Here is a 13,611-nt window from a genome sequence, read left to right on the forward strand (position 1 = left end):
TCGCCTTCAATGCCGATGTCTGCGATCTGGATCGGGAGGCGGCGCCAGCGGCGGATAGCGCCGCCTCCCGGCCGGCCTACCGCTGGATGAAAGCGAGCAGGTCGGCGTTGATGATCCCGGCATGGGTCGTGCACATGCCATGCGGCAGGCCGGGATAGATCTTGAGGGTGGGATTCTTCAGAAGCTTGGCCGCGAGGGGGGCGGCGTCGGCGACGGGCACGATCTGGTCGTCGTCGCCATGCAGGACAAGCGTCGGAACCGTGATGGTCTTGAGGTCTTCGGTGAAGTCGGTTTCCGAGAAGGCCCTGATGCCGAGATACTGCGCGTTCGCAGCTCCCGTCATGGCCTGACGCCACCAGTTCTGCACGATCGTGTCGGTGACCTCGGCGCCGGCGCGGTTGAAGCCGTAGAAGGGGCCGCTTGCCAGGTCGAAGTAGAATTGCGCACGGTTTGCGGCGAGCTGCGCCCGCAGTCCGTCAAAAACCTCGATCGGCAGGCCGCCGGGATTGGCCGCAGTCCTTACCATGATCGGCGTCACAGCTCCGATCAGCACCAGCTTCGCCACGCGCCCGTTCGGCTGGCCGTGTCTGGCGACATAATGCGCAGCCTCGCCGCCGCCGGTGGAATGGCCGATATGGATGGCATTGCGCAGGTCGAGATGTTCGACGACCGCCGCGACGTCAGCGGCATAGTGGTCCATGTCATGGCCGCCGCTGACCTGGCTCGAACGGCCATGACCACGGCGGTCATGGGCAATCACCCGATAGCCCTTGCCGAGAAAATAGAGCATCTGAGCGTCCCAGTCGTCTGCGGAGAGCGGCCAGCCGTGATGGAAAACGAGAGGCTGGGCATCCTTCGGGCCCCAGTCCTTGTAGAAGATCCCGGTGCCGTCGACGGTGGTTACGTAGTTCATATCGTGGTTTTCCCTGGTGGCATGGTTGCCGTTGCTGGAGGTGTTCTCGGCTGCGGCGCTGAGAGGCATTCCTGCCAAAACAGAGGCCGAGAGGCCGGCAATCAAGAGGTTGCGGCGAAGTGGCATGGGGGCCGCAAAAAGATGCTCGCTGGCGGTGGATGGGGCCGGATAAGTGGGTTTGATCATGGCTATCTCCTTAGGGGTGTCTCGCCCGGGGAGATTTATCGGAGAGGGAAGGTCTGTGACCTTTCGCTATTGCCGGGGGTGTCGCGGGATTGCTGCGCTTTCGCTCGATTGAGCCAGGAGGGGCTCAAAACGGCTTCCGTTGATTGCCGGAGACGCCCCGGAAGGCTTCCTCAAGCCTTAACGGTGCCAAGGAGGGAACTCGTCGGTAATGGCGCTCACGACGGTCATCGCGACGCGGAAGATTGATGCGAAGCATCTGTAAAGAGAAGAAAGGTTATCTCCCTCGGGCCTTGTCCGGCAGCCATGTCGCCGGTGTTCATCTGCCCGGAAAGAGGGGCCAGCCGGCCACCTTGCGCCAGCGAACATCCTGGAGTGATCGACAGGGCATCCCTATGGATAGGACATGACTTCCGCGTGGGAGGCGACGCGAAATTCCTTCGTGTCCGTTACCCAGCCGCGGAACATGCCATCGGTGTTGTAGGGGGCGGCGACCGAGCCGTCGGCGCCGACGGCAACGAGGCCTGCGCCGATATTGTGCGGCTTCAGGTCTTCCATGATGACCTTGGCAGAGGCAGTCTTCACGTCCTCGCCGAGATAGGCCATGCGCGCGGCGACCTCGTGGCCGACGACGTGGCGGATGAAGAATTCGCCCTTGCCGGTGCCGGAGAGCGCGCAGACGCCGTCGCGTGCATAGGTGCCGGCGCCGATGACCGGACTGTCGCCGATCCGTCCGTCGGGCTTGTTGTTATAGCCGCCCGTCGAGGTGGCGGCGGCAAGGTGGCCGTGCCGGTCGAGCGCGACCGCGCCCACCGTGCCGTGCTTTTCGGATTCGCTGGCGGCGACCTGCGTGCCGGCGGCGACATGGGCCTTCATCGCGGCCAGCGCCTGCCTTCGCCGTTCGGTGGTGAAATAGGCCTGATCCACCACCGCCAGCCCCCTGGCCTCGGCGAAGCGGTCGGCGGCGGGGCCTGCCAGCAGCACGGCATCGCCATGTTCGAGAACGGCGCGCGCGGCAAGCACGGGATTGCGGATATGGCGCGCGGCGCAGACCGCGCCGGCCGCCAGCGTCTCTCCGTCCATGATGGAGGCGTCCAGTTCATGAATGCCGTTCTCGTTCAGCGCAGCGCCATGGCCGGCGTTGAAATGCGGGCTGTCCTCCATGACGACGACGGCGGCCTGCACAGCGTCGATGGCACGTCCGCCGCGCTCCAGAACGGCATAGCCGGCTTCCAGCGCGCGCCCGAGGTCGCGCCGGGCTGCGATCCATTCGGCCTCGCTGAGGTCCAGCTTGGCCATCACGCCGCAGCCGCCATGGATGGCAAGGGCGAATTTCGTCATGGGAATCTCCGATTATCACGAGAAAGGGCACCGGCGGCTGCCGGTGCCCCTGAGGCCTGTTGCCGGGCTTATTGCTTGGGATGGACGTCCATGGCCAGCGTGTCCTCGTCCGAGCGCGGATCGTAGGTCACCTTGTCGGCCTTGGCGCCCCAGGCAGACAGGTTGGTCGCCAGCGGGAGGTCGGGCAGGTCGGTCGCAACCAGCATGTTGGCCTCCTCAAGCAGGGCGCGGCGCTTGGCTTCGTCCATCTCGACCGCTGCATCCTCGATCAGCTTGTCCATCTGCGGGTTGGAATAGCCGCGCACGTTGAAGGCGCCGAGCGACTTTTCCGCATCGTTGGTGTGCATCAGCGACGACAGCATGTAGTTGGCTTCGCCCGTCAGCGTGCCCCAGGAGGCCATGTAGAGCGAATATTCGCCGCGAGTCTTGGCCGGGTTGAACACCGCGGCCGGTACGCCCTGCACATCGACCGTGACGTTGATCGCGGCCAGAAGCTGGGCGACGGTCGGGCCGAGTTCGGTCGGCATGCGGTCGTTGGCATAGCTGAGCGCGACCTTGAAACCGTCAGGATAGCCGGCTTCGGCCATCAGCTTGAGCGCCTTTTCGACATCGAAGGCCGGAGCGGCGATCGCCGTGTTGTAGCCGAAGATATTCGGGCTGACGAGCTGGGTGGAGACGACGCCCATGCCCTCAAGCGCGAATTCCACGATGGTCTCGCGGTCGAGCGCCAGATCAAAGGCTTCACGCACTTTCGGATCGAGGAAGGGGTTCTTGTCGAGCGTCTTGCCGGCATTGTCCCAGACCTGCGGGGAGTTCTCCCGGAAGTCGAATTCGAGGTAGGGAATGTAGATCGATTCCGTCTTGATCACCTGCAGGGCGGAATCGGACTCGATGCTGGCAAGATCCGTTGCCGGCACCTTGGAGATGAGGTCGACCTGACCGGCCTTCAGCTGGGCGACGCGGGCCGCGTCATTCGGGATTTCCTTGCGGATGACCTTGTCCCACGGCTGGGCGCCGTCCCAGTAGCCGTCGAATTTCTCCAGCACCAGGTCCTGCGTCGGTGCCCAGCTCACGAACTTGTAGGGGCCGGTGCCGATGGTCGCCTTGCCCATGTTGAAGCCCTCGGCCGAGCTGTCCTTGGTCGAGTAGTCGGCTGCCGCCTTGTGCGAAACGATGAAGAGGCGAATGAAATCGTTCGGCAGGGTGGGGGCGGGACCATTGGTCTTCACGCGCAGCGTATAGTCGTCGATGATCTCGACGCTGGCGACGCGCCGTACATAGATGGTCGACGGGTTCGGGCCGGTGACGTTCGGGATGCGCTCGATGGAGAACTTCACGTCCTCGGCGGTGAAGTCGGATCCGTCATGGAACTTCACGCCCTGGCGCAGCTTGAATTCCCAGGTCGTGTCGTCCAGCGCCTGCCAGCTCGTCGCCAGCGACGGCAGGATTTCCAGATTGTTGCCGGAGCGCAGCAGCGTGTCGAAGATGTGCTTGGTGGCTTCGGCATTGGCCGAGGTCGCGGTGAAGTGCGGGTCCATCGAGGCCGGGCCGTTCTTCGTCGCGATCACCAGATCGGCGGCGAGCGCGGCGATGGGCGACGGCAGCATGGTGGCCACCAGGGCTGCGCGGAGCATGGATTTCAATATCATCGGACTTCCTCTCTCGTTAAACGGGATGTTGGCGGCGGCGGCGCCGTCCGGCTCCAGCCGGAGAATGATAGGTGCGGATCAAAGCGCGTCGTCCGACTGATCGTTGTCGATCATCTGCGGCCACTGGCCGGAGGCGGTCACGAGCTTGGTCATGATCTCCGAAAGGCTCAGCCGCTCGGCGGGACTGAGGCATTCCAGCATGCGGCGTTCATGCTCGATCATCATGCCCTTGGCGAATTCCACCGCCTCGCGCCCCTTGCCGGTGAGATCGAGCGTGATGCGGCGCTGGTCGTCCTGGTCGATCGCGCGGTCGATCATGCCGAGGCGGGTCAGCTTGTTGGCGGCGCGGCTCAGCGTGTTCTTCGGGAAGCCGGACGAGCGCACCACATCGGTCAGCGTCGAGCTTCCGCCGAGATAGAGCGACCAGAGCACCACGAATTCAGGGCGCAGCAGGCCGAGATGCTGCTGGATATAGCTGTAGACCGGGTTGTTGAAGTGAAGTGCCAGATAGTTCAGGCGGAAGGAGAACCAGCAGGGATTGTCCCACAGTTTCGCGTGCATGAGCGCGTCGATTTTCGTGCCCGGCGCGACCACGGGCTCCTCCCGGCCGGCCCGCCCCTCAAACAGTGCCTGACGTAACGCCTCGTCCATTCCGCCATCCCATGCAAAATAGATATTGATCTCGAATGGGACTTTATTTGGCGTGAAACCCTTGCGTCAATCGCAATTTTTGATCCATAAAGAACTAATTTCAAGAAGCGGCTCCCCGTGGACAACGGGGACGGGCGGCGCGCCGAAGGCGTGGCCGAGCAGTGAGAAGGACGGGAAATGCGCATTCAGGACATGCATTGGAGCCAGGTCGAGGAGCGGGTGAAGGAAGACGATCGCTGCGTCCTGCCGATCGGCTCGATCGAACAGCATGCCTATCTGAGCCTTGCCACCGACATGATCCTGGCCGAGCGGGTCTCGGTGGAGGCGGCCGCGCCGCTCGGCGTGCCGGTCTTTCCATGCCTGCCCTACGGCATGGCCTCGGGCTTTGCCGATTTCCCCGGCACGGTCACCCTTTCGCTGCGCACCTATATCGGTATTTTCGAGGATATCCTCGACAGCCTCCACGGTTCCGGCTTCCGGCGCATCCTCATCGTCAACGGCCATGGCGGCAACACGCCGGTCAATCCTGTCATCAGCGAGTGGATGAACCGCAACCGCGACACCTCGGTCAAGCTGCACGACTGGTGGCGCGCGCCCAGGACCATGGCGAAGGTGCAGGAGATCGATCCTGCCGCCTCGCATGCGAGCTGGATGGAAAACTTCCCCTGGACCCGTCTCGAAGGCGCACCGATCCCCAATTTCCAGAAGGAGCGGATCGATTTCGCCGCCACGTCGCGCGTCGACGCGGGCCGCAAGCGCGCGCGTATCGCCGAGGGCAACTATCACGGCGTCTTCCAGCGGCCCGATGCGGACATGCTGGAGGTCTGGCAGATCGGCGTCGAGGAAACGCGTCACGAGATCGAGCACGGCTGGCACTGAAATCCGGGGGCATTTTGCCCCGTCGCGGGTTCACCGGGGGGAGACATGGCATCTTTCATTCTTCGCAGATTGGGGCAGGCGGGCTTCGTGCTCCTGGTCATGTCCATGCTCGTCTTCATGGGCGTCTACGTCATCGGCAATCCGGTCGACGTGCTGATCTCGCCCGATGTGACGCAGGAGATGCGCCAGCAGGTCATCCAGCAATACGGGCTCGACCTGCCCCTGTGGGAACAGTATTTCCAGTTCCTCCAGCGCTTGCTGACCGGTGACCTCGGGCGCTCCTTCGTCTTCAACATGCCGGTCGTCACGCTGATCGCCCAGCGTCTGCCGGCGACGCTGGAACTGACGCTGATCGCGGTGCTGTTCGCCTCCCTCATCGGCATTCCGCTCGGCGTCTATGCCGGCTACAAGCCCGACAGCTATATCGCCAAGGCCATCATGGCCGTGTCGATCCTCGGCTTCTCGGTGCCGACCTTCTGGATCGGCCTGATGCTGATCATGGTCTTCGCCGTGCAGTTCGGCGTCCTGCCGGCCGGCGGGCGGGGGCAGACGGCGGAGCTTTTCGGCATCCCGTTCTCCTTCCTGACGCTGGACGGCTGGTCGCATCTCATCCTGCCGGCCCTCAATCTCTCGCTGTTCAAGCTGTCGATGATGTGCCGGCTCGCCGCGTCCGGCACCCGTGAGGTGATGCTCACCGACACGATCAAGTTCGCGCGCGCCGCCGGCATTTCGGAAGGCACCATCCTGCGCCGTCATGTGCTTAAGCTGATCTCGATCCCGCTGGTGACGGTGTTCGGCCTGGAGCTCGGCTCGACGCTGGCCTTCGCGCTGGTCACCGAAACGATCTTCTCCTGGCCGGGGCTCGGCAAGCTGATCGTCGATTCCATCACTTCGCTCGACCGGCCCGTCATGGTCGCCTACCTGATGCTCGTCTCGGCGCTCTTCGTGGTCATCAATCTTTGCGTGGATCTCGCCTATGCGGCGCTCGATCCGCGCCTGCGGCAGGGGAGGCGCTGACATGTCGATGGAAGCCCGCGCGGTGACGTCCGTCTCGCCGCTTTCCGAATTCTGGCATATCTTCCGCCGCAACAAGATCGCGGTCGTGGCCCTCGGCGTCGTGATCGCCATCATTCTCCTGGCCGTCTTCGCGCCGTTTCTCGTGCCGCAGGACCCCTATGACCTGAAGTCGCTGGTGCTGCGCGATGCCCGCCGCCCGCCGGGCCATGTCGGCTCGACCGGCATCGTGCATCTGCTCGGCACGGACAGCCAGGGACGCGACCTGCTTTCGGCCATCGTCTACGGGCTGCGCATCTCGCTGCAGATGGGGCTTGTCGCCGGCGCCATCGCCTTTTCGATCGGCGCGGTGGTGGGGTGCTTTGCCGCCTATGTCGGCGGGCGCATCGAATCCATCATCATGCGCATTGTCGACATCCAGCTCTCCTTCCCGGCGATCCTGCTGGCCTTCGTCGTCGCGGCGATCCTCGGCCAGGGCAAGTCGCAGCTCATCCTCGCGCTGGTCTTCGCGCAATATGCCTATTTCGTGCGCACTGCCCATGGCGCCGCCGCGGCCGAACGGCAGAAGGATTATGTGCAGGCCGCCCTTTCCGTGCCGATGAGCGGCTGGTTCGTCATCACCCGGCATATCCTGCCGAATTCGCTGCCGCCGCTCATCGTGGTCGCCACGGTGCAGATCGCCTCGGCGATTTCGCTGGAAGCGACCCTTTCCTTCCTCGGTGTCGGCCTGCCGCCGACGGAGCCGTCGCTCGGCATGCTGATCGCCAACGGATTCCAGTACCTGATGTCGGGGCGCTACTGGATCGCGATCTATCCGGGCGTCGCCCTCATCATCCTCATCATGGCGATCAATCTGGTCGGGGACCAGATCAGGGATCAGCTCAATCCGAGGCTGCGCAAATGAGCGATCTTCTGGATGTCCGCAATCTGCGGACCTATTTTGCGACCGACAGGGGCACCGTCAAGTCGGTGGACGACATCTCCTTCACGCTGAAGCGCGGCGAGGTCATGGGCCTCGTCGGGGAGAGCGGCTCGGGCAAGTCCATCACCGGCTTCTCGCTGATCGGCCTGCTGGACGAGACCGGCCGCATCCAGGAGGGCAGTTCCATCCGGTTCAACGGGCGCGAACTGGTCGGGCTCGACGGCCGGGAACTGCGCAAGATCCGGGGCAAGGACATCTCCATGGTGTTCCAGGATCCGATGATGACGCTGAACCCGGTGGTCCGGATCATCGACCAGATCGGCATGGCGATCCGGGCGCATGAACCGGTCTCGGAGGCCGAAATCCGCCGCCGCGCGGTCGAGGCGCTGGAGCGGGTGAGGATCGTCGATCCGGAAAGCAAGGTGGACCAGTATCCGCACGAATTTTCCGGCGGCATGCGCCAGCGCGTGGCGATCGCCATCGCGCTCCTGCATCGCCCGCAACTCGTCATCGCCGACGAGCCGACGACCGCGCTCGACGTCTCGGTGCAGGCCGAGATCTTGCGCATGGTGAAAGCGCTGGTTGCCGAGATGGGGACCTCCCTGATCTGGGTGAGCCACGACCTTGCCACCGTTTCCTCGATCGCCGACACCATCGCGGTGATGCGGCGCGGCAAGATCGTCGAGGCCGGTCCTGCACGGCAAGTGCTGCACAACCCGCAGCATCCCTATACGCAAGGGTTGCTGGACGCCCTGCCGTCGCGCTCGACCCCCGGAAAGCCGCTGGCGTCCGCCGCGACCGAGGCGGCCGGCCCCGTGGACCTCGACGGTCTCGGCGGCGCGGCGATCGGGGCCGCACCCGACGAAGCCTTCGTGAAGGCGGAGGCGATCGAGAAGATCTTCGCCCCGCGCATCGGCTTCCTGCGGGGCCTCGGCATACGCTGGGGCTTGCTGCGCCAGCCCGGCCCCGTCCATGCGGTGATCTCGGCAAACCTTGCCATCGCCCGCGGCGAGATCCTCGGCCTCGTCGGCGAATCCGGCTCCGGCAAATCGACGCTCGGGCGCATCCTGTGCGGCATCTATCCGCCGACCTCCGGCACGGTCCGCGTCGGCGGCAAACCGGTGCGCTCGGCGACGGGCAAGCTCGGCACCCATGTGCAGATGATCTTCCAGGATCCCTTCGCCTCGCTCGACCCGCGCCGCACGATCTTCCAGTCGGTGGCCGAAGGGCCGATCGCCCACGGTTTCTGCACGCGCGCCGATGCGCGCGACTATGTCAATCGCTGGCTGCGCGCCGTCGCCTTCGACCCGGCGCTGGCCGATCGCTATCCGCACCAGTTCTCGGGCGGACAGCGCCAGCGCATCGCCATCGCCCGGGCGCTGGCGATGCAGCCGGAAGTCATCATCTGCGACGAACCGGTCGCCTCGCTCGATGTCTCGATCCAGGCGCAGGTCATCAACCTGTTGATGGAACTGCGCCGCAGCCTCAACATCACGCTGCTGTTCATCAGCCACGATCTCTCGGTCGTGCATCACCTGTGCGACCGCGTCGTCGTGATGCGCCATGGCGAGATCGTCGAACAGGGCCCGGCGGGGCAGGTTTTTACCGCGCCCCGGCATCCCTATACGCAGATGCTGCTCGCTGCCGTTCCGAAGCTTGAGACGAGTCCACAATAACATCGGATCGCTTGTCGATGTCGGTGGAGAGTCCTCGGCATTGTAACGAGTGCTTCGAACGGGACGGATGCGAGCATGATGCCCGAGCGTTTGAGCGCCGGGGAAGGGTAGCCTTCCGGCAAGAAAGGTCGGCTTTCGTTTCATGGCAGTTCGGGGACGAGCCGTGGTCGACGCGCATCACGCTCCAAGCGTGGAAAATTTTCTTATTGGAAATCAACACAGTGGTCCCCGGTGTGCGGGACATGCCGATTTGGCTGTGTTTTGTTGATTTTCTGCATATTGACAATTCCCACAAAACCAACATAAATCCACATAACTGGAGATGAAGGTCGTGGATTTTTCGGTTCTTGCACTCAGATCGGCAATTGCTTCCGGCAGCCTCACCTCCGAGGCGCTCGTGCAGGAAAGCCTGGAGCGCATCCGGCGATTGAACCCGGTCGTCAACGCCTTCAGCCAGGTCTACGAAAAGGAGGCTCTGGAGGAGGCGCGCGCCTGCGACCGGGAGCGGGCGGAAGGACGCCTGCGCGGCCCGCTGCACGGCATCCCCATGGGGGTGAAGGACCTCTTCTTCGTGGCGGACCGGCTCTGTCAGCGAGGCTCGGCCGCCTACAGCAATTTCGCTCCCAAGGCGACGGCACCGATTGTCCAGCGGATGATCGATGCCGGATCGATCATGATCGGCAAGACGACGACGACGGAAATGGGCTGGTCCGGATCCGGCTGCTCGGAGTTCTACGGGCCGACCCGCAATCCCTGGAACCTGGAACTGACGAGTGGCGGCTCGAGTTCCGGTTCCGGTGCGGCGCTCGCCGCGCGGATGGTTCCCTTCACGCTGGGGTCCGACGGCGGCGGTTCCGTGCGCATCCCGGCAGCCTTTTGTGGAATTTTCGCCATGAAGGGTTCGCTGGGGCGCATACCGGCCTGGCCGTGGAGCGCAACGGAAATGCTCTCCCATGCCGGTCCGATGAGCCTTTCGGCGAAGGATAGCGCCCTCCTGTTCAACATCCTCAAGGGGCCGGATCCGCGCGACCATCAGGCGCTGCCCGATGACGGCGCCGACTATACGACACCACGATCCCTCGGGTCGTTGCGCGTCGGTTTCGTACCCGGCCTGTTCGGCTTTTCCGTCGCGCCCGAAATCGAGCGGGTGGTGCGGGAAGCCGTTGCGACCCTCTCCACGACGCTCGGCATCGACATCCGCCCGGTCGTCCTCGACTGGCAGGACCCGATCGGGATTTTCGAAACGCTCTGGGTCGCCGGTCGTGGCGTCGCCTATGGCGCGCAGGCAGACCTCTCGGCTTTCGGGAGCGGTTTCCGCGGTCTCGTCGAGGCTTCGGCGCGCTACGATCTCGCCGATTATCTTGCGGCTGCAAAGGCGCGCGCCGAATTCGCCGGCAGCGTCCATGCGCTTTTCGAGGATATCGACCTCCTGCTCATGCCAACCGTGCCGGTCGAGCCCTTCGCTGCCGACCGCGAGGCGCCCGAAGGGTTCACGTCGCCGTCCGAGGTGCTGGCCTGGACGGGTTGGACGCCCTTTACCTATCCCTTCAACCTGTCGGGCAACCCGGCAGCCTCGCTGCCCTGCGGGCTGACGGCGAATGGCCTGCCGGTCGGTCTTCAGGTCGTTGGCCGGCGGCATGCCGATGCGCTTGTGATGGCCTTCTGCCAGCAGGCCGAAGACCATCTTTTCCAGAATAAAATACCTCCGCTTGTCGTTGCTGGCGGCAAAGCGGGGTGGGGAACACCCAGCAATCCAACTGCGGAGATATCGTCATGCAATTCAACAGGAGAGCATTCCTAAAGAGTTCTGCGCTCGCTGGCGTCGCCGTCGGCCTGCCGGTCCTCAATACCGCCTTTTTCGTCGATCCGGCGCATGCCGCCGAGGGCAAGGTCCTCAATTTCATGTCGGCGGAGAACCTGACCGGCAACTGGGACCCGTCCTCGCACACCACGCTCGCCCAGATCAATCTGGAGAGCTTCGTCTTCGGTTATCTCACCCGCGCGCCGATGCGGCCGGACAACCCGGACGAACTGGTGATGGAACTGGCGACCGACATGAAGCTCGTCGACGAGCATACACTGGAGTTCACGCTGCGCGAGGGCGTGACCTTCCATGACGGCAAGCCCTTCACCGCCGAAGACGTGAAGGCGACCTTCGAATATGCCAGCCAGCCCGACCGGCCGGCGGCATGGTATCCCGGCCCATGCGAGGTCGAGGTGGTGAGCGATCATGTCGCCCGCATCAGGACCGACAAGGCCGGCTACCCGGCGAGCCTCTTCTGGTTCCTGTCGGCCTTCCTGCCGATCATGTCCGCAAAGGACGTCGCCGACCCGAAGACGCTGTCCTCCCGTCCCAACGGCACCGGCGCCTTCAAGTTCGCCCGCCAGGACGGCAACACGACGGTGCTGGAGGCTTTCGACGGCTTCTATCTCGGCAAACCGGCCATTCCCGGCATCAATTTCAGCTTCGTCGGCGATGCGACCACCCGCACGCTGGCGCTGCTCAACGGGGAGGCGGACCTCATCGAGCGTCTTGAGGCCGAACAGGTCCAGACCATCGAGGAGACCGGCGGCTACAAGCTGAGCAAGGCGGTGTCCGTCGAGAACAAATATCTCTGGTTCCGCTGCTCCAAGCCGCCGTTCAACGATCCGCGCGTGCGCAAGGCGGCCGCCCATGCCATCGACCGCGCCGTGCTGCTCGACATCCTTGGCGTCTCCGGCCACGCGTCCAAGGCGTGGATCTCGCCGGTGAAGTTCGGCTATGTCGATACGCCGAACTATCCGGAATACGATCCGGAGGAAAGCCAGCGGCTTCTGGCCGAAGCCGGCTTCCCGAAGGGCGAGGGCCTGCCGGAACTCGAATACATCACCTCGGTCGGCTTCTATCCGAAGACCAAGGAATATGGCGAGGTCATCACGGCGATGCTCCAGGAACAGGGTTTCCCGGTGAAGCTCAATGTCATGGAGGTCGCGGCCTGGAACGAGCGGCTCTATGACCGGCCGGGCGGCGGGCCGGGCCACATGATCGACTGCGGCTGGTCGACGGGCTCGCCGGAACCCGACCTCGTGTTGCGTACGCATTTCCATTCGAGCTCGAAGCGCATCTGCGGCATCGAGGACAAGGATCTGGATACGGTTCTCGACAAGGAGCGCAACACGCTCGATCCGGCGGAGCGCAAGGCGGTGATCCAGAACGAGGTGATGCCGATGCTGGCGGACAAGGTGCCGGCGCTGTCGCTGTTCACCTCGGTCTTCATCCACGCCATGCGCGACGGGCTGGACGGCATGTACTTCTACCCGAACGGCATGATGGACGCGAACAAGGCGACCCTGGCCTGATGGCACGCGGCGGCCGCCGTCAAGGGCGGCCGCTTCCATACCGATCAGCGCAAGGGAAACCGCATGTTCGTCCTGTCGTTCCTGTTGAGACGGCTCCTGCAGGGAGCGCTCATCATCCTGCTCGTGACCTTCATCATCTTCACGCTGCTGCGTGTGGTGCCGGGCGATCCGGCACGCCTCATCGTCGGCGGCATGGCGCCCGACGAGGTGGTGGTGATGAAAGCGAAGGAACTCGGCCTCGACCGGCCCATTCCCGTGCAGTTCGTCTCCTATCTCGGTGATCTCGTGACCGGCGATCTCGGCACGTCCTTCGTGCGCCCGAAAAGCGGCGCCAGCCTCGGAGGCTCGTCCTTCGACGATGCGACGCGCGAGGAGCGCGCCAAGGTGCTGGACCTCATCCTCGCGACCCTGCCGATGACGCTCCAGCTTGCGGCCGTGGCGCTGGCGCTCGCCTTGCTCGTGGCCGTGCCGCTCGGTACTTTGGGCGGGCTCTATCCGGGGCGCTGGCCGGACAAGCTGGCGCTTGCGATCGGCTCCATCTGCGTGTCGACGCCGAATTTCTGGCTCGGCATCGTGCTGACGCTGTTCCTGTCGGTGAAGTTGAAACTGCTTCCGGCCATCGGCTATCGCGGTTTCAGCTACACCATCCTGCCGGCGATCGTGCTTGCGGTGGAGATCGTGCCGTTCATCCTGCGCACGCTCACCGTCTCGGTGGCGCAGGTGATGCGCGAGGATTTCATCCAGCTCGCGCCGATCCGCGGCCTCTCGCGCAGCCGCACGATCTTCTCCCATGCGCTGGGCAATTCGGCGATCCCGCTCATCAACCTGCTCGGTGTTCAGCTTGGCATGCTGCTCGGCGGGGTCCTCGTCATCGAGTTCATCTTCGACTATCCCGGCCTTGGCCTCCTGACGATCAATGCCGTGCTGCAACGCGATTTCCCGCTCATCCAGGGCATCGCGATCTTCATTTCCGTGATGTTCGTGATGATCAACGTCCTCGTCGACCTCATCGCGATGACCATCGATCCGAGACTGGAGTACTGA

At 64.1% G+C, this 13,611-nt stretch carries 11 protein-coding genes; 7 read left to right on the plus strand and 4 right to left on the minus strand.

Features of this window, described 5'->3' with window-relative positions; all coding sequences use genetic code 11:
* Positions 1–76: 76 nt before the first annotated feature.
* The 4 genes from shn_RS27465 to shn_RS27480 all read right to left on the minus strand — a co-directional run bounded on the left by shn_RS27465 (position 77) and on the right by shn_RS27480 (position 4,737).
* Positions 77–913: an alpha/beta fold hydrolase gene (locus shn_RS27465; protein ID WP_064334020.1), complete on the minus strand. Its 837-nt coding sequence runs from the start codon at positions 911–913 to the stop codon at positions 77–79.
* A 576-nt stretch (positions 914–1,489) separates the two neighbouring features.
* Positions 1,490–2,437 (minus strand): isoaspartyl peptidase/L-asparaginase family protein, encoded by a 948-nt coding sequence (locus shn_RS27470; RefSeq protein ID WP_064333728.1) that lies wholly within the window; start codon positions 2,435–2,437, stop codon positions 1,490–1,492.
* A 68-nt stretch (positions 2,438–2,505) separates the two neighbouring features.
* Complete coding sequence (locus shn_RS27475) at positions 2,506–4,071, minus strand: ABC transporter substrate-binding protein (RefSeq protein WP_245337501.1); 1,566 nt, start codon at positions 4,069–4,071, stop codon at positions 2,506–2,508.
* Between the two features lie 93 nt (positions 4,072–4,164).
* A complete protein-coding gene (locus tag shn_RS27480; protein WP_084438584.1) occupies positions 4,165–4,737 on the minus strand; it encodes a MarR family winged helix-turn-helix transcriptional regulator in 573 nt (190 codons plus the stop codon).
* A 177-nt stretch (positions 4,738–4,914) separates the two neighbouring features.
* Here shn_RS27480 and shn_RS27485 point away from each other — a divergent pair, with 177 nt between their 5' ends.
* The 7 genes from shn_RS27485 (at position 4,915) to shn_RS27515 (ending at position 13,611) form a co-directional block, all read left to right on the plus strand.
* Positions 4,915–5,616, plus strand: coding sequence for a creatininase family protein (locus shn_RS27485; RefSeq protein WP_064333730.1), 702 nt, complete (start codon positions 4,915–4,917; stop codon positions 5,614–5,616).
* Positions 5,617–5,661: 45 nt separating this feature from the next.
* Positions 5,662–6,633 (plus strand): ABC transporter permease, encoded by a 972-nt coding sequence (locus shn_RS27490; protein WP_064333731.1) that lies wholly within the window; start codon positions 5,662–5,664, stop codon positions 6,631–6,633.
* 1 nt (position 6,634) lies between these two features.
* A complete protein-coding gene (locus shn_RS27495; RefSeq protein ID WP_064333732.1) occupies positions 6,635–7,534 on the plus strand; it encodes an ABC transporter permease in 900 nt (299 codons plus the stop codon).
* Positions 7,531–9,228 (plus strand): ABC transporter ATP-binding protein, encoded by a 1,698-nt coding sequence (locus shn_RS27500; protein ID WP_064333733.1) that lies wholly within the window; start codon positions 7,531–7,533, stop codon positions 9,226–9,228. Before shn_RS27495 ends, shn_RS27500 begins: the two co-directional genes overlap by 4 nt.
* A 331-nt stretch (positions 9,229–9,559) precedes the next feature.
* Positions 9,560–11,029 (plus strand): amidase, encoded by a 1,470-nt coding sequence (locus shn_RS27505; RefSeq protein WP_245337502.1) that lies wholly within the window; start codon positions 9,560–9,562, stop codon positions 11,027–11,029.
* Positions 11,002–12,567: an ABC transporter substrate-binding protein gene (locus tag shn_RS27510; protein WP_064333735.1), complete on the plus strand. Its 1,566-nt coding sequence runs from the start codon at positions 11,002–11,004 to the stop codon at positions 12,565–12,567. Before shn_RS27505 ends, shn_RS27510 begins: the two co-directional genes overlap by 28 nt.
* 63 nt (positions 12,568–12,630) lie before the next feature.
* Complete coding sequence (locus tag shn_RS27515; protein ID WP_064333736.1) at positions 12,631–13,611, plus strand: ABC transporter permease; 981 nt, start codon at positions 12,631–12,633, stop codon at positions 13,609–13,611.

Source organism: Shinella sp. HZN7, from assembly GCF_001652565.1.
Taxonomy (GTDB): Bacteria; Pseudomonadota; Alphaproteobacteria; order Rhizobiales; family Rhizobiaceae; genus Shinella; species Shinella granuli.

Excerpts from the sequence above, each read along its gene's own strand:
- shn_RS27465 (WP_064334020.1), bottom strand. The coding sequence starts at position 913 with ATGAACTACGTAACCACCGTCGACGGCACCGGGATCTTCTACAAGGAC.
- shn_RS27470 (WP_064333728.1), bottom strand. The coding sequence starts at position 2,437 with ATGACGAAATTCGCCCTTGCCATCCATGGCGGCTGCGGCGTGATGGCC.
- shn_RS27475 (WP_245337501.1), bottom strand. The coding sequence starts at position 4,071 with ATGCTCCGCGCAGCCCTGGTGGCCACCATGCTGCCGTCGCCCATCGCC.
- shn_RS27480 (WP_084438584.1), bottom strand. The coding sequence starts at position 4,737 with ATGGACGAGGCGTTACGTCAGGCACTGTTTGAGGGGCGGGCCGGCCGG.
- shn_RS27485 (WP_064333730.1), top strand. The coding sequence starts at position 4,915 with ATGCGCATTCAGGACATGCATTGGAGCCAGGTCGAGGAGCGGGTGAAG.
- shn_RS27490 (WP_064333731.1), top strand. The coding sequence starts at position 5,662 with ATGGCATCTTTCATTCTTCGCAGATTGGGGCAGGCGGGCTTCGTGCTC.
- shn_RS27495 (WP_064333732.1), top strand. The coding sequence starts at position 6,635 with ATGTCGATGGAAGCCCGCGCGGTGACGTCCGTCTCGCCGCTTTCCGAA.
- shn_RS27500 (WP_064333733.1), top strand. The coding sequence starts at position 7,531 with ATGAGCGATCTTCTGGATGTCCGCAATCTGCGGACCTATTTTGCGACC.
- shn_RS27510 (WP_064333735.1), top strand. The coding sequence starts at position 11,002 with ATGCAATTCAACAGGAGAGCATTCCTAAAGAGTTCTGCGCTCGCTGGC.
- shn_RS27515 (WP_064333736.1), top strand. The coding sequence starts at position 12,631 with ATGTTCGTCCTGTCGTTCCTGTTGAGACGGCTCCTGCAGGGAGCGCTC.